Origin of the sequence: Paenibacillus sp. FSL R5-0914 (assembly GCF_038004525.1) — a bacterium.
In the GTDB taxonomy this organism is placed as follows: Bacteria; Bacillota; Bacilli; order Paenibacillales; family Paenibacillaceae; genus Paenibacillus_AQ.
The window spans coordinates 494,084-513,709 of record NZ_JBBORH010000003.1; the positions used below are offsets into that span (position 1 = coordinate 494,084).

Genomic DNA, 19,626 nt, shown 5'->3' on the forward strand with positions numbered 1-19,626 from the left:
TTAATAAAAATGGGTATAAATACCCATTTCATAAATTGTTTATTTTTATGGATTGTTTGACGACAGTGTGATAGAGTATTAATGTTTTGTTCCAAAACTTAATGTAAGCCGCGGTTCGTAACCATCCCGCGTAAACAAAACTAGGAGGAGTTTAAGCAATATGTTTAATTTGATGTGGGGAGTTTTATTTGTTATTGTCAATTTTGCTTTTTTTCTACTCTGTTACCGCCTGTTCGGCAAAAGTGGAATGTATGCCTGGGTAGGTATCGCTACTGTAATTGCAAACATTCAGGTAGCTAAGACGATTGCTATGCCATTTGATATCGTGATGACACTCGGAAATACGATGTATGTCACTTTGTATATGACCAGCGATTTGCTTAATGAGAAGTATGGAAGAGCAGAAGCACGTAAAGCGGTTTGGTTTGGCTTCTTCACCTTGCTTATGACGACAGTCATTATGCAAATGGTACTAGTATTTAAGCCGCAAGAGACCGATATTGCTCAGTCTTCTTTGGAGACGATCTTTGGTCTGATGCCTCGACTAGCGTTGGGTAGTCTAACTGCTTACTTCATTAGTCAGTTCCTAGACGTTCGGTTGTACTCCTGGATTCGCAAATATTACAGCACCTCAAGTCAGTTGTGGATTCGTTCCAATGGCAGTACGATGGTTAGCTCCTTTGTGGATACACTAATCTTCTGCACCATTGCATTTGCTGGGTTGTATAACTGGAGTGTGTGGTTTGAAATTTTGCTTACAACGTATCTAGCGAAATTCTTACTAACCGCAGTAAGCACACCTATCTTATATATCGCCCGAACTTTTACTTTTGCTGAAGATGGAATACCATCATCCGCTCATAAGAAGGAATAAACAACAATACAGCCAGCGCGTACCGATCATAATCGATGCGCGCTGTTTGATTTTTCCAGTCGTAAGAGGGCTCAATCGTTCCATATAAATATGTACATAAAATTAATATAAAGCTAAAATAAGCTATCGTAGCCATTCTAATTGTATCCCGAGCGAAGAGAGAGTACATAATCGGTAGTCACAGAAATTACGAATAGGTGTGGTGAAGGATGAATCTAGTAGTTCCTATACTGCGTCATGCAGCAGAACAGCCCGACAGAATTGCCTTAACCCATGACCAAGCAACTCATACCTATGCAACATTAGTGCAAGCGATGCGGAGAATTGCCAATGGTCTACAGCAAAAGGGCCTTAGGCATGACAAAATCGCTATTTTATCTACGAATCGCATTGAATTTGTCGAGGTTTTCTTGGGGGCTATTTATGCAGGCTGTGTTCCCATTCCTTTAGATCCCAAGTGGAGTGCAAATGAACTGCAGGTTATTATAGAGCAGTGCCAGCCGACAATGATTTTTGCCGAGCCGGAAGCTGTAAAGAATTTGGTCTTCAAGGACCTAGCCATCCCAACGCTGACTTTTTCAAATGAACGAACAGGTTCCTATGATCAGTGGTTGAAAGCTCAGAAGCCAGAAGCTGAATTGGAAGAGACGAACGAGTTATTATTTATCGGTTTTACTTCAGGCACAACGGGGCTACCCAAAGGATATATGCGTACCCATTTATCGTGGTTAAAGAGCTTTGAGGTATCGAGTGCTGCCTTTGAATTAGACTCTATGAAGGATGTTTTAGCACCGGGTCCGTTTGTGCATTCGCTGTCCTTGTTCGCTGTAATGCAGAGTCTGTATGGTGGAGCAAACTTTCATATTACGCAAAAATTTAGCGCCACACAGGTGTTAGAGCTGTGCAAGCAGATTCCGGGTGTGGTGTTGTTTGTTGTACCGACAATGCTTGAATCCATGATGCAGCAGGCTGTTCCTGGGCAGACGCAGATTGATGCGATTATTAGCTCAGGTGCAAAGTGGTCGGAGTTGTCCAAAAAAAAGGGTATAGAAGTGTTCGCTGGAACGCGTCTCTATGAATCCTATGGTTCCTCAGAAGCGAGTTATATTAGTTATTTGGATGTTCTGGAAGAGCATAATCCGAACTCTGTAGGCAAGCCCTATCCCGGAGTGCAAATTTCCATTCGTGATGAAGAGTTCCGTGAAGTCCCTACGGGGGAGATTGGGCAGTTATATGTGCGAAGTGATATGATATTTCTAGGCTACCATCAATTGCCGAAGGAGACCGCAGCAGCTTTTCGAGAGGGATGGCTTGTGTTGGAGGATTATGTTTATCAGGATGAAGCTGGTTATTTATATCTGGCGGGTCGCTTGAAAAATAGAATCATCTCCGGTGGGCTGAACGTTTATCCAGAGGAAATAGAGCGAGTACTGGAGCATCTTCCGGAAATACAAGAAGTAATGGTGCTTGGCGTCCCTGACGATTATTGGGGAGAACAGCTGGCAGTCCTCGTGAAATGGAATGGTGCAAAGCATTTATCTATAGACGAAATAAAGAATTATTGTCGCCAGTATTTAGCAAGTTACAAAGCGCCGAAGCAACTGCTGACAGTTGATGAGTTTATCTATACAAGCAGTGGCAAAATTGCCCGGCAAGCGATGAAAGACTATGTGAAAAGAGCGATGGTATGATAGAAGCAGTAATTGTTATGGCAAAACGTACACCGATTGGCAGGATGGGCGGCTTATTAAGTACATTTGAGCCGGAAGCATTACTGGCGCCGCTTATTCAGCATATTGTGGCAGAGACGAATCTGCCCGTCGATATGATCGATGATGTGATTATTGGAAATGTGGTCGGTCCGGGTGGGAATATTGCCCGGGTAGCTGCGCTTGAAGCGGGACTGCCTGTTTCGGTTCCGGGCGTTACTGTGGATCGGCAGTGCGGTTCTGGGCTAGAGGCCATTAATATAGCAGCACGGCTTATTCAAAGTGGCGCAGGTGAGATTTATTTAGCGGGCGGCGTTGAGAGCACGAGTCGTGCCCCTTGGAAAATGGCTAAGCCCCAAACCTTGATGGGGGTTCCGCAGCTATATACCCGTGCTCATTTTACGCCTAGCTCTTACGGTGATCCAGATATGGGGGTTGCTGCGGAAAATGTAGCGCGGAAGTATGGGATTTCGCGAGAAGAGCAGGATCATTATGCCTTGAAAAGCCATCAGAAGGCCGTTCATGCTCAGCAAAGTGGTAGGTTTCAGCAGGAGATTGTACCTCTTCTGGGCGAGGGAGAGTGGGTGAATACCGACGAATGTCCAAGGGCTAATACGAGCCTGGACAAGCTGCGAAAGCTGCCTTCAATCTTTGAAGAAAAAGGTACCGTCACCGCTGGAAATGCCTGTCCTATTAATGATGGTGCGGCGCTTCTATTAATGATGTCCCGTGAGAAATGTCGGCAACTCAAGCTTAAGCCTATCCTGCGTGTAGTGGATGCGCAAGCGGCAGGTGTGGATCCAAATTATTTAGGTATGGGGCCAGTTCCAGCTGTACAAAAGGTGTTACAGCGTCAACAGCTGACCATAACCGATTTAGATATCGTAGAGTTTAATGAAGCCTTTGCTTCACAAGTTCTAGCCTCACTGAATGAGCTTCAAATCCCACAAGAAAAGGTCAATCTTGGGGGAGGCGCATTAGCTATCGGTCATCCATATGGGGCGTCCGGAGCTATTTTAATGACGCGTTTATGTGCTGAAATGCAGCATACGCCTTATAAAAGGGGACTTGCCACTTTGGGCATTGGCGGCGGGTTAGGGCTGGCTACGCTTGTGGAGGTTACGGAATGAACAGCGTCCGACATCAGATTCTTATGACTGCTGAGTGGATAACGGATTACGCACAGAGTATTGAGGCACCCGTGCAGACGACTAATGGCAATCTGATTGCTCCTTCTACGATGCCTATTATTTTTTGGCAGGCCTTCGATATTCCTTGGCTTAGCAAGGGAGAGCCCTTGCTTCACGGCACTCAGAAATTCTCATATCAAGCTCCGATTACGGCAGGGATGACATTAGATTGTGAATTAGCATTAACGAGCAAGGTGCAAAAAGATGGCCGGCAGGGCAAGCTGACCTTTTACACACATACGCTGGTTTGTAAATGTGAAGGCGAGCTTATAGTCACTGCCGAAACGGTGTTAATTCGGGTAGGTGATGATCATGATGAGAAAATGCATAACGGCTGAGGCCATCCGGCAATATGCAGCAGCTTCCCAAGATCTGGCCACTATTCATCTAGATGAGGATGCTGCAGCTGAGGCTGGATTTAAGCGGCCCATTGCGCATGGGATGTATCTAATGGGATTAGCCCAGTCCTTATATATCGAGGAGCATCAGGCACAGTGGATCACTCAATATGATATGAAATTTCATAAGCCTATAGAGGTCGATAATGTCGTGATTTTTGATTTTTTGGAGGATGACTGCATGGTTAAAGTGACCCTTACAACAGAAGCTGGCGATGTTATTGCTTCGGGAGCTTTTTCAGTGAAAGAGGTGTAGTGATGAACAAAGTAGCCTTAATTACTGGAGCAACCAGAGGGATCGGGCGTAGTATTGCCGTGCAGCTCGGCAAGTCCGGTTATATAGTGGTTGTAAATGGTACAAAACAAGTCTTAATCGATGAGGTTGTCCACGAGATTCGTCAGGCGGGTGGTGAGGCGTCAGGATACTCTGCTAATGTAGCAGATCCAGTTGCGGTCACTGCAATGGTGGATGAGGTTATTACACGATATGGCCGTATTGAGGTATTGATAGCTAACGCTGGGAATTTGCAGGATCAGAAATGTCTACGGATGACGGATGAAGAGTGGAAGGCTGTGCTGGATGTGCATCTAAATGGCACCTACTACAGCATTCAACGCGTACTCCCATATATGCGCCAGACAGGTGGCGATATCCTGTTGATGACCTCTACGGCTGGACTAACGGGTTCTGTGGGTCAGGTGAATTATAGTGCAGCCAAAGCCGGAATACTTGGAATGACGTGGACACTAGCAGCGGAGCTGAAACGTGATCAAATTAGAGTCAATGCGATTTCGCCAGCCGCTTTAACAGATATGACCAGACCTGTCATTGATCATTTGAAAGCGAAACATGCCAGTCGTAATGAACCGTTCCCAGACTTTTGGCGAATAGGTGGCCCGGAGGATATTGCTTCCTTTGTGACTGCATTATTGAGTGAGTCTGACGCGGATTTAACCGGTGAAATCTTTGCTGTGAATGGATCAAAAGTGACGAAATGGGAGAAGCCTGCACCTGCATTTTCCGAGAACAGCATTGGGGCATTTTTCGCTGCTTGGCATCGTCAAAAGGGGAGTGAATAAATGCTTACCTTCGATCAAGTTCATTTTTATTATAAAAAGAGTCAGCCTGTCCTAGAGGATATCAGCTTTACGATAGAAGCGGGGGAGTTTGTGGCGATTGTTGGCGCGAATGGCTCTGGCAAATCCACCATTGCAAAGCTCATGGACGGACTGCTACTGCCGCGAAAAGGGGCTGTACAGTTTAAGGTCCTAGACACCACAAAGCCAGCTGATCTTGCAGATATTCATCAGCAAATTGGCTTTGTTTTTCAGAATCCAGAGGATCAATTTATCACCACAACCGTTATGGATGAGGTGCTTTTTGGTTTGGAGAACGTTCGTGTGCCAAGGGAGGAAATGCGCAGCCGATTGGAGCATGCCTTGCAGGCTGTTCATATGGAGGATTACCTGGACGCTATGCCACATCAGCTCTCTGGAGGTCAGAAGCAACGTGTCGCTATTGCGGCTATATTGGCGATGCGCCCGCAAGTCATTATTTTTGACGAAGCCACCTCTATGCTTGATCCTCAGGGAAGACAGCAGGTGCTTGCCATTATGCAAGAGCTGCATCGTCAAGGGCTGACCATTATTCAGATCACTCACCATATGGAGGAAGTGCTTTCAGCAGAACGTTTATTACTCCTGCATCAAGGGCGACTTGAGTATGATGGTGCTCCACTGGCTTTTTTTGAAACGATGCCTGTTGCGGACTATCAATTACAACTGCCTTTTGCCGTGCGTGTACATGCATTGCTCCATTCAGCAGCGCCGCCAACAGCCGATTGGAAGGGGAAAATTCGATCACAATGGTCTACCAATTAGATAATTTAAGTGTAAACTATGTTGATCATATGGCTTTGCACGATATAAACTGCACCATAACTGCGGGCAAATGGATTTCGATTATCGGTCCAACGGGTGCAGGAAAGTCTACCTTTGTCAAAGTGCTGAAGGGCTTGATTCCCACCGTAAAAGGAGAGTATTGGATTGATCAGCAGCCTGCTCCCAGAGATGCCAAAGGACAATTAAAGGTGGTCCCGGAGCTGGGCTTCGTGTTTCAATATCCAGAGCATCAGCTATTCGAAACTACGGTGCAAAAGGAGCTTTCTTTTGCTCTGAATCTGCAGGGTGCTTCACGCCAGCAAATCACGGAGGCGATTGAAAGGATTTTACCGCAAGTGGGTCTGTCAGAGGGCATTCTCCCCTTAAATCCATTCCAATTAAGCGGTGGAGAAAAGCGCCGTGTGGCCATTGCCTCCGTGTTGATGACGAATCCGAAGCTGCTAATTTTGGATGAACCGACAGCGGGGCTAGATCCAGCTAGCCAAGTATCTTTGCTGAAGCTACTGAAGACTTGGCAGCAACAAAATCAGCGCACCATTCTCTTCGTTTCGCATCAGATGGAGGATGTTGCTGAGTACTCGGATGAGGTTTTGGTTTTCCATAAAGGTCAGCTAGAAGGACATTTTGACCCCAGAACACTATTTATGGAAAAGGAAGAATTATTGGTGGATCTGGGCTTGTCCATGCCTGAACCCGTACAGCTTTTGAAGCTAGTAGAGGAACTATCTGGCCAAAAAATAGAGGTTGCTAGCTGTAAAGAGCAGGATATCTTCGATGCTGTTCAGCCAATTTGGCATTCGAGGGGGCGTCTACATGGCTGATTCCGTAATAGTGGGTCAATATGTGGAGACGCATTCGATTTTCCATCGTTTAGATCCTCGTATAAAGCTTGTTAGTATCGTGATTCTCATGCTTAGCTTTCTGATGCTTGGAACATGGCTTAGCTATGCAGTTGCAACTGTTTTTGTATTCGGAATTTTGCTGCTGTCGAAGGTTCCTATTCATTTCTTCTGGCGGGGGCTGCGGCCGTTATTATTTGTTTTGCTGTTTACCCTTCTGTATAATGCTGTGTTCACCAAAGGAACGATCCTCTGGTCGTGGTCCTTTATTGAGGTAACTGAAGAGGGACTGCGAACAGGATTACGTTTTGTTTGGCGTATTATATTGCTCATCTTATTAGCCTCAGTATTAACGTTAACGACTAAACCGCTAGACTTAGCATATGGTCTTGAAAAGCTACTTGCACCTCTATCCAAAATGGGGGTACCCGTAGAACAATTCTCCTTAATGATAGTGATTGCGATCCGGTTTATTCCTACCATCAAGGAGGAGCTGGATCGTATTCTGCTCGCACAAAAGGCTAGAGGTTATGACCTTACAGCATTATCACTGCCTAAACGGATATTTGCTTATGTCCCGATCATTATTCCTTTGCTCTTCACGACGATTCAACGTGCTGAACAGCTGAGCTATGCGATTGATGCGCGTGCTTATGGAAATGGTAAAGGAAGAACTTCTTATAGGGTATTGCAATTTCAGAAAATGGATTATCTGGCAGGGGGAATTGCTCTTTTATTTGCTGTGATTCTGCTGTGGTTAAAGATAGGAAAGGTGTAGATGAGGATGAAATGGAACACCCGTATTACGGAGTTATTACACATAGAGTATCCTATTATTCAAGGTGGGCTTGCTTATTTAGGTTATGCAGACCTCGCAGCTGCCGTTTCGAATGCTGGTGGATTGGGTCAGGTCACAGCGATGAGTCTTCCGAGCGCAGAGGCTTTACGTTCAGAAATAGAACGGGTACGTACTTTGACGGACAAGCCTTTTGGCGTTAATTTTGCCATCGGTGTGCATGGTATTGGTTATGAAGATCGGGTGCAGGTCGCCATCGACGAGAAGGTTCCCGTGGTGAGTCTCACCGGTGGGAATCCGGCCCCTATACTGGAAATGCTACAGCAGACTGATATTAAAACGCTCGTGCTCGTCTCTTCACGCAGACAAGCCCAAAAAGCTGAACAATTAGGCGCTTCTGCGGTTATTGTTGTTGGGCAGGAGGGAGGAGGCCACTTGGGACGTGATGATGTAGGGACTATGGTGCTCGTTCCTCAAGTAGTTGATGCGGTTGATATTCCTGTGATTGCTTCAGGCGGGATCGGGGATGGCCGCGGATGGATGGCGGCCCATGCACTGGGGGCTGAGGGAATTGAAATGGGCACACGATTCGTTGCTACGGTTGAATGTGTTCATGCGGCTGCTTCTTATAAAAAAGCCCTAGTAGAAAGCTCTGAGTCAGATACAGTCGTAATCAAACGCTCTATCGGAGCGCCCGCGCGAGTACTACGTAGTGAGTACATAGATAAGATTCTCGAAATTGAGCGTGTGACTCCGACTTATGAAGCCTTAAAAGAATATATTAGCGGTGCAGCCAATAAGCGCTGGATTTATGATGATGTCAAAGAAGAGGGCATCGGCTGGGCAGGCCAAGTGACAGGGTTGATCCATGATACCCCTACGGTCTCGGAACTAGTCGGCAGGATGGTCAAAGAGGCAGAGTCGATTCGCGGGATGTGGGGAATGTAGGCGTGAAGATGTCAGCAGAGCAGTTGTATCCAAAAGATGAATTAATGAACTGAAAGCTAGGTATTAGATTGACGCTGCTTTATTAAGCTAACGGGCAGGTTTGCTCAATCATCGGGCATTATCGGACTATATTATTGGGAGCGATGGTGCGGCTAATCCGAGGCGTTATGCAAAAGAAGATAATAGTTGGTTGAATCTATCACGCTCCTCCAAAAAAGGGCAATGGCCGCTGTATTGGAATGGAACTAATTGCGAATTTTTAATCAGTTTATTTGTTTCCTGAGCTTGGGTAAACGGAACGACTTTATCATGAATTCCATGAATAATTAATGTGGGCACATCGATTTGTCCAAGATCGTTGTAAACATTCTCGTCTCTTAGCGTGACCATAATGGCGGAGGTCGACCAATTCGCAACTTGTAAACCCATTAGAAAGAACCATTCGGATTTCGCTTCAGAAATGTACTGAAAGAAAAAGCTCTCCGTTTGGTTTTGCAGCATTTTCGGACGGTCATTGTTTGTCTCTTCGATGATTTTATTCGTAAATTCTTTTGGAACGCTTGATGGAGACGCAGCGTCGATCAGGACGAGTTTAGATACCCCGTACCCTTTATAACGAGCCATATAACGAATTGAGATCGCTCCTCCGGTAGAGTGTCCTGCCAGTGTTATGTTTTTTAGCTGTAACGCTTCGATGACCATACGAAGATCATCTGCTAATCTATCGAAACCGTAACCATCGAATGGTTTATCCGAATTGCCATATCCTCTCCAGTCCATTCCGATACAACGATATCCGAGCTTAGGAAGGAAATTGAACTGATATTCGAACTGGTTATGGTTTAGCGGCCAGCCATGAATAAAAAGTATCGTTTTATTTCCCTTCGGATTGATGTCCTCTATAAATACTTTTACGCCCGGTTCCACAGTAACGAAGTATCCCAAGTGTATCGCCTCATTTTTTTTAATGTATTTCCCCGTTAAGATATTCGCCCTAGGCAAGGTTAATGCCTAATTTCGGCGTCAAATTGGGTTTAGATAGTACGTAGAGATTTCTGAGGAATAGCTTGAGTGAAACAATTTCTTCAGATCATTGAGCTCACGGGGTACGTTAGTGGAACAGCGGTTGCTTAGGCAGCCGTTTTTTTATTTGTTCAACTAACTGGCAGTTTAGTTGAAAAGAACATGCTATAGTTTTCTTGTGAACAACAAACTCGCGAAATTCCAAGTCGGTATTTCTATATAATAGACATCAAGATGTCTTTATCGTCTGTTTCTCCTATATTAACTGTGGTAAATTATGGAGAGTACTTATTTAAATGTCTTAGAAGAAAATGACTAGGGGAGAAATACTTCGTGGAAACTCACTCATCCAAATATCAAATGAAAAAGAGCTATATAATGTTATTGCTAGTTTTCATATTAGTTATTTTAACCGGTTTTCGCATTTTATGGATGGAAGCGTTTCAATATCCCAAACAGGCGTCAATTCATAATGGGCAATTCGATTTACGCAATTGGAATGCAGAAGATGGCAGCATTCACTTACTTGATGGGGAATGGGAGTTTTATCCCTCGCAATGGTTGATAGATGGTAGTCGGCAACAAATGTTAGGCGATAATGCGCCAAGACTCATTCAGGTACCGGGAGGATGGAGTGAAGTTTTGCATGCTGACAAGCCATCTCCATACGGGTATGGCTCTTATCGTTTGCTTCTTTATGTAGACCCGGCGAAGCATCTTAATTATAGTATTCGTGTACCCAGTGTACGCACTGCATCAGAATTATATGTAAACGGTCGATTACTTACTAAATCCGGACAGGTGGCGACAACAAAGGATGAATATATTTCGAAGGACCTACCTTATTCTACAACCTTTACAGCAGATGACAACGGTGTAATCGAACTCGTGATTCAGTCGGCAAATTATGTGGATAGTCGAAGCGGGGGCATTGTCCGATCCATAAAATTCGGTTCAGAAGAAGCCATTGCCAAAGAGATGAAGGCTTCCATTTTTATGCAGTTTTTGGCAGCAATTATTTTTATTATGCACGCTGTCTATGCACTTATTTTGTATTTAATAGGAAATAAGGAAAAGAAGCTGCTTTATTTTAGTTTGCTTGCATTATGTGTAACGATCACGAGTGTCTTTAGTACGGATGAGAAGTTGTTCCATCAGTTATTTTACATTGGAATTGATTGGGATTTTAGGCTGACTAATATTGCTTTCGTTATTGCAGCCTATGCTTTGCTCCAGTGTACGAATCATCGCGAGCTTCCATATTGGCGTAGGATGTACCCTGTCTATAAAATAATGAATCTAGGGACTGCCGGCATCACGTTGTTTTTAAATCCAACTCAGGTGATCATGCTCTTCCCTATTTATTATGTATTAGGTGGTACTGCTGCAGTTATAACGCTGATTACGATGTTTAAAAAAGTAATTAAAGATTTAAAGAGTAATCTTTTACTGCTTTTCTCTTTTCTTGCGTTGATGAACTATGCTCTTTGGTCGTTAATCTTGCTGGATAGCAGTTTGAGTCTTGTCTACTATCCGTTCGATATGATTATTGCGATAGCTTGTTTAGCCTCTGTATGGTTTAAAGATTATTTTATTATGCATGCGAACACGAAAGAGCTTGCGACAACATTGCAAAGGATGAATGACCATAAAGATCAATTCCTAGCAAACACTTCACATGAATTTAAAAATCCGCTTCATAGTATTCTTAATATGTCACAATCCGTTTTAAAACGGGAGCGGCATTTGTTGCAGGAAAGGAGTATCAAAGAGCTTGAAACGGGTTTATCTGTAGGACGTCGAATGACATTGATATTAGACGATTTAATTGATGTGATGAGTTTACGGGAAGGCAATCCGCGCATACACAAAAGAGTCATATATATTCAGCCAATTGTGACCGGAGTACTTGATATGCTGCAATTAAATGCAGATGTGAAGTCTGTGAAAATTGCAAATCAAATTCCTGAAGATTTTCCTCCAGTAAATGCGGATGAGAACCGGGTTGTTCAAATCGTTTTCAATTTACTTCATAATGCTGTGAAATATACGAATGATGGGGTCATTTCGATTCAAGCTTTTGTAAAAGATGGACGAGCCTATATCGTTATTGCTGATACCGGGATCGGAATGGATGAGCACATGCTTAAGCGCCTATTCCGTCCGTACGAGCAAGCCAGCACGAATGAGACTATGATTGATGGTGGCTTTGGGTTGGGTTTAAGTATAAGCAAGCAACTGGTTGAGCTTCATGGAGGTACGTTAGTAGTGTCCTCTGTTTTAGGAGAGGGCTCAAAATTCACATTTTCATTAAGGCTAGCAGGTTTGGAAGTGGAGGAAGAGAATGATTTGACTAACTCATTTGAACCATTACAATCCATGCCGATTCAAGAAATAGCCTCCTCAGTGTATATGGAAAAAGTGAAGATTCCGCCAGCTACGAATCAAACAACTTTAATAGAAATGAATCGTGAACGTCCGATTCTATTAGTTGTTGATGATGATCCTGTCAACCTTCAAGTACTTGAAGCCATACTACCACCAGACGAATATGATTTAACGATGGTAACGAGCGGTAAAGAGGCATTAGCTGTACTGGACACTAAGGAATGGGATCTGGTCATCTCCGATATCATGATGCCACAGATGTCCGGTTATGAGCTGACACGAATGATTCGTGAGCGGTTTACACTCACGGAGCTCCCTGTATTGCTCCTTACCGCAAGAAGCCAACCGAAAGATATTCAGAGCGGCTTTATAGCGGGGGCAAACGATTATGTGACGAAGCCAGTGGAAGCAATAGAAATAAAATCGCGGATTGAGGCGTTAGCTACGATTAAACAATCCGTTCGAGAACAACTGCGATTAGAAGCTGCATGGCTGCAAGCGCAAATCCAGCCTCATTTTATATTTAATGCGTTGAATGCTGTAACAGCTTTAAGTGATATTAATTTGGATAAGATGCGTATTTTGCTCGATGAATTCAGCAATTTTCTGAGGAATAAATTTGAATTTCAAAACATGGATAGGCTTGTTCCGATAGAAGAGGAGTTAAGTCTAGTACGTTCTTATCTATATATTGAAAAGGTTCGGTTTGAAGAAAGGTTACAGGTTATTTGGGAGACAGATGACAGTGGAGACATAAAAGTCCCATTTCTTACGATCCAGCCTCTCGTTGAAAATGCGATAAGACATGGCATAATGAAGCGCAATCGTGGAGGAACGATTCTTATTCGGATTTCTGTCTATGAGACGCATGCAGAGATAACCGTTGAAGACGATGGGGACGGAATAGACGAGGTCCAATTGCAACGAATATTAGAAAGGAAAGCAGATAGTCGTTCAGGCGTCGGATTGATTAATACTGATCTGCGATTAAAACGGCACTTTGGAACAGGACTCCATATCACAAGTACGTTAGGTACAGGGACAAAGGTAACTTTTCATGTACATAACAGGTTGAATAGCGGGGATAAAGCTAGGTGATAAATAAGTGATTTAATGAGGAGCAACCTTGGCCGCTCTATGCTACATGGAAATACGACTCTATGTACTTTGCAGGAGTGATCCCGGATCCTAAAGTAATGTCTGAGGCGGATTTTGAACGGTGGATTGAGGCAGCTATGCTATCGGATTTTGTGGTAGCAGTAACTTTGGCAGTAACGGATATTGCGCAAGAACTAGCCGATAAATGGATTGCAAGTGGTGTAGAGCTGAAAATGTCGGCGGGTTGGAATTGTTACTGCTGGCTGCTCGGAAATCGCAAGGATAGTGAATTTTCCGAAGGGAAAAAAATCGATATTTTGGATGCGATGAGCGAAGAAACATGTGGAAAGGCGGGAGACGATGAACGCACTACAGGAAGAAGCGCTGGAAGAGATGAAAGCGGCAATTTATGAGTGGTTTGAGGAACAAGAGAAACGAAAGGACGTGGAGGGCGCTGTCAAGCGTACCACGCTGCAAGTGGGCATTTTTAATGACATTGTGCTGGATTATCGACCGGGTAGGACTAGCGTTGGCAGTTCGGATTTTAGAAGGAATGCTTCAGGGCGCAAGTCGATGAAGGCGTCTCCTTTTACGCAGGAGGAGGTCTTGCATGAGGTGCAGCCCCGGTTGGCGAGCATCGTAAGGGAGAAACTGGACAAGTTGCATACGTCGGCCCTTATCGATTACCGATTTAGCTTGAAGGGAAGATTCGCAACGGCAGACGGGCCCGTGAGATTAACGGTGTTTGACATCATATATGAAGAGAAAAAGCGGCAGCTTCTGGAGCGGGTTGAGTCCTATATCGAGCAAAAACTGGAGAAGGGCGTTTACCCGACAAAGCCGTTAGAAACTTTCTTTTTGACACGCCATCTGTTGGACCCGTATTTGTTCAACGAACCGGACGTCGGACGGACGATTGCTATATTTGACCGGATTCAGGCGTTGAATAAAGAACGGGCGCAAGCGCTGAGGGAGCATCGAAGCGATATCATTCGAGCTTTAACCCACTGGACCGAGGAAGTATTCCTACCACGTCACTATGATGTTACCCTTTCCGAATACAGAACCAATGAAAATGGAATCAAGCCGGATAAGGCTCTCAAGCATATGGATGAGCCGAACCAGCCTATCGATCTGCTGTTGTACGGCGCTGTGATGATTCTTCGTTACGAGCCAAGTTACAGTAAAGCCAAGGGCATGACTTTTCTGGAGCTTGCGAGGCAGCTGGGCAGCGGCAAAGCCGAACGCATGTTGAAGGAAGGTAGCGACACCTTCGCGCGTGAAGACATTCATCTGCGTGACGAGTTGACTGAATGCAAGGCTAACGATGTGTTTTCCATCATTACGGTCGTTATTCGTAAAGAAGAGGCTGGTGCGTACGAACGGGCGATTTCGTTCATTCTCTCCCTACTCCGGAAGGGTTTCCCAAAAAGCTACAAAATCAAGCTAAAATCCAGCGTGAGAGAGGCATTACCCATTAAAGGACTTGCCAAATCGGATACGCATCGTTTTTTCGCAAATGCACTGGCCTATTCCGAGCTGTATCCGTTATTGGAGGAATACGCTCGTGAGGCGATGGAAGAGTTTGTGTGGTACGAGGATACGGAAGGTGAGAAAAGCGTCATGCCGGGCAGTTATGCCGTATTCGGGCTGGGACTCGCGGACGAGCGTTATTTTCCGTTGGTAGAGACCTACATGGCCCTTGTAGACGAGGAGCATCAGCTGGTGCAGGACAAGTTCACAGCTGTTTTCGCCGAGACCCATGGCATAACCGAACGCTCGATGCCCGCCTTGATCGCTTGCCTGCGTTGCTCTCATGATTCGCTGAAGCTGAGGATTCAGCCTGAACTGGAAAGTGAAGACAAGCTATCGCTATTGGTGCAGCATGTCGAGGCTTTGGCGGATTACGAGGCCGAACGAGTGCTGTATCCGATTTTGGGCAAGGCGGAGAAGCTGGCTGTATTGGCTCGAAAGGCGCAGGAACCGCGTAAGGGGCTGTTGCTTCGATTGCTAAAGGCAGCGGAACAAGCTTGACGATAGGGAGGCTATCCTGTGTGAAGATCATTTGCAAATTAGCATACCACGTCAAAAAACCTTGAGAAGACGATCGAAGCATTAAGAGCGTTAAGCGAAGGAGCATGCCGCGGCAGCTCCTTTTACTTTTTTCGCCGCTAGCCCCGTTACGGTGAACCTTACCATAAGTGACATGTGATAGATCTTTTGAAACAAGAAGCCGAAAACTTCTGAATTTTTGTAGAGATTTCAAACACTTTTATCATAATAAAAAATACACCTACAGCGATTGGGGATTAGAAAACTTATAACTGAGAGAGAATTCTGGAAAATACAACTGCAGTTGTTAGGAACGTATTTTAACACAAGGGAAACGTTAGTTTAATGACAATAGCAGCAGTCTATAACTTATTTTTCAAAAGCTGGCGATTCTTCAATTCAAAAACTACGCTAAATCAACAGCTCCAGTCTGATACTTTATTTTCACTGAACAGCTCGTTTCTATTCAAGCGCTAATATAGTATAAATTAATGGAGAAATCAAAAAATGTGCCTATTAATAACCAAAAAACGGAGGCGAAGTCATGAGTGAGATTGCTAAAACATCAAAACCACCTTATATGCAGTGATTTTTACATCTGAACGAACTGATGGAGATAACCAATATGCGGAAATAGCAGATGAAATGTTGAAACTCACTTATAAAACAAGAGTTTGTAAGGTTGAAAGGGATTATAGATTTGAAAGGGTCTGAACAAGTCGAGTATGGTGCGGGAAAAGAGAAAGCCCATCACAGTAAGTTGAAAGTGATTCTTTTCCAACTTATTAGGGATGGGCTATCTTTGATTCTAATATTTTTCGGATACTCTTGATATTTTCTTTTCTACAAATGAAGAATAGTCAGTTCCTTAGGGAAGCTTGTTAAGGTTTCCGCACCTTCAGCTGTAATAATCAGATCATCTTCGATACGCACACCCGCTAGTCCCGGTACATAAATCCCTGGCTCAACGGTGAATACATTGCCGATCTCGATAATGTCATCGTTCTGTCCATGGAGTGATGGATATTCATGCACATCCATACCGAGTCCGTGTCCGACACGGTGCAAGAAATATTCTCCGAATCCGGCTTCCTCAATCACATCACGCGCAGCTTTGTCGACAGAACCGAAAGGAGCTCCAGGATTGGAAGCAGCGATCCCAGCTTCGTTGGCAGCCAGCACGGTGTTATAGATCGTGATTAGCTTGTCGTCCACGGATTCAATAGCAAAGGTACGTGTAATATCAGAAGCATAACCATCAGCATACACCCCAATATCAAACATCAGGAAGTCGCCTGGCTGAATGACCCGGTTGCCTGGAACACCGTGAGGCAGGGCTGTTTTTGGACCAGAAAGCACCATAGTGTCGAAGGAAGGGCCGGAAGCGCCAACCTTTTTCATTAGATATTCCAGTTCCGCTACTAAATCGTTTTCTGTAACGCCTGTTTTCACATGGGTAAGCACGCGGCGCAAAGCTTCCTCAACTAGCTCAGCGGCATGTTTCATGCGTTTAACTTCATCTGGGGTCTTTTTGGAGCGCATGCTGCGCAGCAATGGACCTATATCACTAAAACGTTCTGCTGGAACGGCTGCGGTTAGATGCTCAAAACGGGCTACTGAGAAATGTTCCTTCTCTATACCAAGAGTACCTAGCTTACTGCTGCCGAAACAATCTTTAAGCAGGTTATAGGGATTATCGGTATCATTATGAGTTATGATTTTGGTGACCGAAGAAGCTGCTTGAGCCGCTTCTGCATCTAGTGCGGGTAGAATGAGCATTGGCTCTTCTCCGCGTATCAACAGCAGACCGAGAAAACGTTCATGCGGATCGCTGGCGAATCCGGTTAAATAGTAGACATGTTTGGGATCTGTTACGAGCAGGGCATCAAGGCCTTCGCCCGCCATTTGCTGCTCTAGGCTTGTCAGAGCATTATTCATAGTTGGTGTTCCCCTTTCAACTTCACGATTAGAACTGCAATATTCCTATTATAGATCAAAAATAGACTAGACGCACGAGACGGACTACATCTATCGTTGGCTAATCATAACATGCCTATTCGCAAGCTTTCCGTAAAGAAGGATGCATATTTGATCACCTATACTTTTAAAACCTGACAAGAAGCTTTTCTTGAGCCTACTAGTTGGTGTAACATAATCTTAAATATACTTCTCGTAAGGTTAGGCGGAAGCTTATTGGGGTACGGTTGTTGAGAGAGGAGTGATTCTTGGGATGAGAGGTAAAATTGCACTTGTAACTGGAGCGAATTCTGGTATGGGGCTAGCGACGACAGTTGAACTGGCTCGCAAGGGAGCCAAAGTAATTATGGTATGCCGTAATCGCCAGCGTGGAGAGGAAGCACTGGCTGCCGCCAAGCAAAAGAGCCACTCCGTGGATATCGAGCTGATGTTGTGTGATCTGGCCTCGCTGGAGAGCATTCGCAGTTTTGCGGAGGAATTCACCCGGAAATATCCGATTCTAGATATACTCATCAATAACGCTGGGGTAGTCACGATTAAGCGTCAGCTTACGAAGGACGGCTTTGAGATGGATCTTGGTGTGAACCATTTGGGTCATTTTTTGCTCACGAATCTGTTACTGGAGCCTTTAAAAGCAGCAGAGCAAGGCCGTATCGTTGTGGTTGCTTCCGGTGCTTACAAAATAGGTGCACTTCACTATGAAGATCCAACTCTCGCACGCCGTTTCAATCCCGCAAAAGCCTATGCTCGATCCAAGTTAGCCAATATACTATTCACGAAAGAGTTGGCAGCACGCCTGCAAGGGACAAGAGTAACGGTGAATTGCGTGCATCCAGGAGCAGTGGGCACAAATATAGGTGTTAACCGGGAGACAGGCTTTGGCAAGTCGATCCTTAAGCTGCTGTCATACTTCTTTTTAACTCCTGAACAAGGAGCCGATACAGCGATCTATTTGGCTACAGAATCGGATTTGCAAGAGGTAACCGGTCAATATTATTATCGACGAAAGAATCAGGAGCTGACTCCCAGAGCACAGAATAAACAAGAGGCGCAGCGGCTGTGGCAATGGAGCCAGGAGCAGGTCGGCCTGAGTGAATTAACACATTTGGAGGAATCAAGGGATGAATTGGGAGAATAGCAGGATTGAAGATGCAAAACCTACAGACTTAACAGCTATTGTGGAGATTTATAACTCAACGATTGCTGGACGGATGGTAACTGCGGATCTGGAACCTATTACTGTTGCAGACAGAGAAAAATGGTTCAATGAGCATAACAGCCACCATCGTCCTTTATGGGTACTTAGGCAGGGAGATGAGATTGCGGCATGGTTCAGCTTTCAATCCTTCTATGGTCGTCCAGCGTATAATGCAACAGCAGAAATTAGTGTATACGTGAGTGAAAAGTTCCGTGGTGGTGGAGCCGGTAGAATTCTTTTGAAAGAGGCCATTGAGAAAGCACCTAGTCTCGGCATTAAGAATCTAGTTGGTTTTGTGTTCGGACATAATGATCCAAGCCTTGGTTTGCTAGAAAAATTCGGTTTTAAGCAGTGGGGATTACTACCCGGTGTAGCTGAATTGGATGGTATAGAACGTGATTTAGTGATTGTTGGACTTAAAATCTAATTGCCACAATTGAAACGCTTACATTTTGAGTGTTGAGCTTACACTATTTGTGTCACAATCAATCCATATTTTTGACCAACGCTGCAAATCCCGGATAACTGTCTCCAGGGCAAGTCCTTTATCCGTTAAGGAATATTGGATTCGCACAGGTGTCTCAGGGAATACTTCTCGAAGGACAATCCCTTCCAGTTCCAGCTCTTTAAGTCGTTCGGAGAGCAATCTTCCGCTGATGGGCAAGGCTGCTTCAATCACATTGAAACGTTGCGGTCCTTGGAGGAGCTGGTAGATAATTAAACCTGTCCAACGCCTGCCGATAATATCCATACTTTTTTGTAGCTGGGGACATAAATCAGTGGACTTCATATGGCTCACCTCTTAGTGAACATTATAAACGAAAAGACCAATAATTTAAACAAATTCCAATTTAATTCATAACTAGAAGGGATGATTGACAGTGGCTAAAAAAAAGAAAATGCCTACCACTCCGCGTCCTGCTGCGACCGATGGACCAGCTACGCTAAAAGACCTATTGAGCAGTGATGTTCTTGGAAAGCTGAAGGCACAATCTGATGCGTTGAAAGCGGAAGAGAATGACCGCAAGGAAGCTGCTCGTAAAGCGGTTGAAGATCAGCGAAAAGCTGAGCAAAAGCGGCTTGAGAATGATTTTGCACATCTGTTGGAGAACAGTAATCAGGATTGGCACAAGTATAAATAACTGCTATAGCTAGCGGAAATAGATCATGTGATAAAGAGATGCCTATTAGGGTGTCTCTTTTTTTAATGTTATTTATAAAATTCAATTGTTTT

The 19,626-nt window shown here is 44.6% G+C and carries 18 protein-coding genes, 1 pseudogene and 1 riboswitch; of the genes and pseudogenes, 16 read left to right on the forward strand and 3 right to left on the reverse strand.

All coding sequences use genetic code 11. The annotated features are described in order from the left end of the window. Positions 1–104: 104 nt before the first annotated feature. Positions 105–150: riboswitch (PreQ1 riboswitch) on the forward strand. Between the two features lie 10 nt (positions 151–160). The 10 genes from MKX60_RS25580 (at position 161) to MKX60_RS25625 (ending at position 8,656) form a co-directional block, all read left to right on the forward strand. Further along, positions 161–874, forward strand: coding sequence for a queuosine precursor transporter (locus tag MKX60_RS25580; RefSeq protein ID WP_042185630.1), 714 nt, complete (start codon positions 161–163; stop codon positions 872–874). A 209-nt stretch (positions 875–1,083) separates the two neighbouring features. Further along, positions 1,084–2,565: an AMP-binding protein gene (locus MKX60_RS25585; RefSeq protein WP_341061357.1), complete on the forward strand. Its 1,482-nt coding sequence runs from the start codon at positions 1,084–1,086 to the stop codon at positions 2,563–2,565. Further along, entirely contained in the window at positions 2,562–3,713 is a 1,152-nt protein-coding gene (locus MKX60_RS25590; protein WP_341061358.1) for a thiolase family protein, read from the forward strand. Before MKX60_RS25585 ends, MKX60_RS25590 begins: the two co-directional genes overlap by 4 nt. Next, on the forward strand, positions 3,710–4,111 hold the full coding sequence (locus tag MKX60_RS25595) for an FAS1-like dehydratase domain-containing protein (RefSeq protein WP_341061359.1): 402 nt from the start codon (positions 3,710–3,712) through the stop codon (positions 4,109–4,111). The genes MKX60_RS25590 and MKX60_RS25595 overlap by 4 nt, the downstream gene beginning before the upstream one ends. Beyond that, positions 4,086–4,427: a MaoC family dehydratase gene (locus MKX60_RS25600; protein WP_341061360.1), complete on the forward strand. Its 342-nt coding sequence runs from the start codon at positions 4,086–4,088 to the stop codon at positions 4,425–4,427. The genes MKX60_RS25595 and MKX60_RS25600 overlap by 26 nt, the downstream gene beginning before the upstream one ends. Before the next feature lie 2 nt (positions 4,428–4,429). After that, on the forward strand, positions 4,430–5,251 hold the full coding sequence (locus MKX60_RS25605; protein ID WP_341061361.1) for an SDR family NAD(P)-dependent oxidoreductase: 822 nt from the start codon (positions 4,430–4,432) through the stop codon (positions 5,249–5,251). Beyond that, a complete protein-coding gene (locus tag MKX60_RS25610) occupies positions 5,252–6,052 on the forward strand; it encodes an energy-coupling factor transporter ATPase (protein WP_341061362.1) in 801 nt (266 codons plus the stop codon). Then, positions 6,037–6,894 (forward strand): ATP-binding cassette domain-containing protein, encoded by an 858-nt coding sequence (locus MKX60_RS25615; RefSeq protein ID WP_341061363.1) that lies wholly within the window; start codon positions 6,037–6,039, stop codon positions 6,892–6,894. The genes MKX60_RS25610 and MKX60_RS25615 overlap by 16 nt, the downstream gene beginning before the upstream one ends. After that, positions 6,887–7,690: an energy-coupling factor transporter transmembrane component T family protein gene (locus MKX60_RS25620; protein WP_042185644.1), complete on the forward strand. Its 804-nt coding sequence runs from the start codon at positions 6,887–6,889 to the stop codon at positions 7,688–7,690. Before MKX60_RS25615 ends, MKX60_RS25620 begins: the two co-directional genes overlap by 8 nt. A 6-nt stretch (positions 7,691–7,696) precedes the next feature. Then, a complete protein-coding gene (locus tag MKX60_RS25625) occupies positions 7,697–8,656 on the forward strand; it encodes an NAD(P)H-dependent flavin oxidoreductase (RefSeq protein WP_341061364.1) in 960 nt (319 codons plus the stop codon). Positions 8,657–8,821: 165 nt separating this feature from the next. Here MKX60_RS25625 and MKX60_RS25630 read toward each other — a convergent pair whose 3' ends face one another. Beyond that, positions 8,822–9,601 carry an alpha/beta fold hydrolase gene (locus MKX60_RS25630; protein ID WP_341061366.1) on the reverse strand — a complete coding sequence of 260 codons (780 nt, stop codon included), beginning with the start codon at positions 9,599–9,601 and terminating at the stop codon, positions 8,822–8,824. Between the two features lie 411 nt (positions 9,602–10,012). Between MKX60_RS25630 and MKX60_RS25635 the strand changes: the two genes are divergently transcribed. The 3 genes and pseudogenes from MKX60_RS25635 to MKX60_RS25645 all read left to right on the forward strand — a co-directional run bounded on the left by MKX60_RS25635 (position 10,013) and on the right by MKX60_RS25645 (position 15,199). Further along, complete coding sequence (locus tag MKX60_RS25635; RefSeq protein ID WP_341061367.1) at positions 10,013–13,165, forward strand: hybrid sensor histidine kinase/response regulator; 3,153 nt, start codon at positions 10,013–10,015, stop codon at positions 13,163–13,165. 14 nt (positions 13,166–13,179) lie between these two features. Further along, positions 13,180–13,500, forward strand: a pseudogene (locus MKX60_RS25640) (DNA alkylation repair protein); the annotation flags it as partial. Positions 13,501–13,525: 25 nt separating this feature from the next. After that, the gene (locus MKX60_RS25645) at positions 13,526–15,199 is read left to right on the forward strand and encodes a DUF6138 family protein (RefSeq protein ID WP_341061369.1); all 1,674 of its coding nucleotides are present in this window, start codon (positions 13,526–13,528) and stop codon (positions 15,197–15,199) included. An 861-nt stretch (positions 15,200–16,060) separates the two neighbouring features. Here the strand turns inward: MKX60_RS25645 and MKX60_RS25650 are convergent. Next, on the reverse strand, positions 16,061–17,155 hold the full coding sequence (locus MKX60_RS25650; RefSeq protein WP_076284112.1) for a M24 family metallopeptidase: 1,095 nt from the start codon (positions 17,153–17,155) through the stop codon (positions 16,061–16,063). Positions 17,156–17,447: 292 nt separating this feature from the next. On the opposite strand from MKX60_RS25650, the gene MKX60_RS25655 reads away from it, so the two are divergent. Then, positions 17,448–18,332, forward strand: a complete 885-nt coding sequence (locus MKX60_RS25655) for an SDR family oxidoreductase (RefSeq protein ID WP_042185650.1) — start codon at positions 17,448–17,450, stop codon at positions 18,330–18,332. Then, positions 18,316–18,819: a GNAT family N-acetyltransferase gene (locus MKX60_RS25660; RefSeq protein WP_076284114.1), complete on the forward strand. Its 504-nt coding sequence runs from the start codon at positions 18,316–18,318 to the stop codon at positions 18,817–18,819. The genes MKX60_RS25655 and MKX60_RS25660 overlap by 17 nt, the downstream gene beginning before the upstream one ends. 18 nt (positions 18,820–18,837) lie before the next feature. On the opposite strand, the gene MKX60_RS25665 is transcribed toward MKX60_RS25660, so the two are convergent. Further along, positions 18,838–19,182: a winged helix-turn-helix transcriptional regulator gene (locus tag MKX60_RS25665; protein WP_042185654.1), complete on the reverse strand. Its 345-nt coding sequence runs from the start codon at positions 19,180–19,182 to the stop codon at positions 18,838–18,840. A gap of 109 nt (positions 19,183–19,291) precedes the next feature. Here MKX60_RS25665 and MKX60_RS25670 point away from each other — a divergent pair, with 109 nt between their 5' ends. Beyond that, positions 19,292–19,534 carry a YqkE family protein gene (locus tag MKX60_RS25670; protein ID WP_143759304.1) on the forward strand — a complete coding sequence of 81 codons (243 nt, stop codon included), beginning with the start codon at positions 19,292–19,294 and terminating at the stop codon, positions 19,532–19,534. Positions 19,535–19,626 lie beyond the last annotated feature (92 nt).

Coding starts and splice junctions, on each gene's coding strand:
- MKX60_RS25580 (WP_042185630.1), top strand. CDS start 161: ATGTTTAATTTGATGTGGGGAGTTTTATTTGTTATTGTCAATTTTGCT.
- MKX60_RS25585 (WP_341061357.1), top strand. CDS start 1,084: ATGAATCTAGTAGTTCCTATACTGCGTCATGCAGCAGAACAGCCCGAC.
- MKX60_RS25590 (WP_341061358.1), top strand. CDS start 2,562: ATGATAGAAGCAGTAATTGTTATGGCAAAACGTACACCGATTGGCAGG.
- MKX60_RS25595 (WP_341061359.1), top strand. CDS start 3,710: ATGAACAGCGTCCGACATCAGATTCTTATGACTGCTGAGTGGATAACG.
- MKX60_RS25600 (WP_341061360.1), top strand. CDS start 4,086: ATGATGAGAAAATGCATAACGGCTGAGGCCATCCGGCAATATGCAGCA.
- MKX60_RS25605 (WP_341061361.1), top strand. CDS start 4,430: ATGAACAAAGTAGCCTTAATTACTGGAGCAACCAGAGGGATCGGGCGT.
- MKX60_RS25610 (WP_341061362.1), top strand. CDS start 5,252: ATGCTTACCTTCGATCAAGTTCATTTTTATTATAAAAAGAGTCAGCCT.
- MKX60_RS25615 (WP_341061363.1), top strand. CDS start 6,037: ATGGTCTACCAATTAGATAATTTAAGTGTAAACTATGTTGATCATATG.
- MKX60_RS25620 (WP_042185644.1), top strand. CDS start 6,887: ATGGCTGATTCCGTAATAGTGGGTCAATATGTGGAGACGCATTCGATT.
- MKX60_RS25625 (WP_341061364.1), top strand. CDS start 7,697: ATGAAATGGAACACCCGTATTACGGAGTTATTACACATAGAGTATCCT.
- MKX60_RS25645 (WP_341061369.1), top strand. CDS start 13,526: ATGAACGCACTACAGGAAGAAGCGCTGGAAGAGATGAAAGCGGCAATT.
- MKX60_RS25650 (WP_076284112.1), bottom strand. CDS start 17,155: ATGAATAATGCTCTGACAAGCCTAGAGCAGCAAATGGCGGGCGAAGGC.
- MKX60_RS25655 (WP_042185650.1), top strand. CDS start 17,448: ATGAGAGGTAAAATTGCACTTGTAACTGGAGCGAATTCTGGTATGGGG.
- MKX60_RS25660 (WP_076284114.1), top strand. CDS start 18,316: ATGAATTGGGAGAATAGCAGGATTGAAGATGCAAAACCTACAGACTTA.
- MKX60_RS25665 (WP_042185654.1), bottom strand. CDS start 19,182: ATGAAGTCCACTGATTTATGTCCCCAGCTACAAAAAAGTATGGATATT.
- MKX60_RS25670 (WP_143759304.1), top strand. CDS start 19,292: ATGCCTACCACTCCGCGTCCTGCTGCGACCGATGGACCAGCTACGCTA.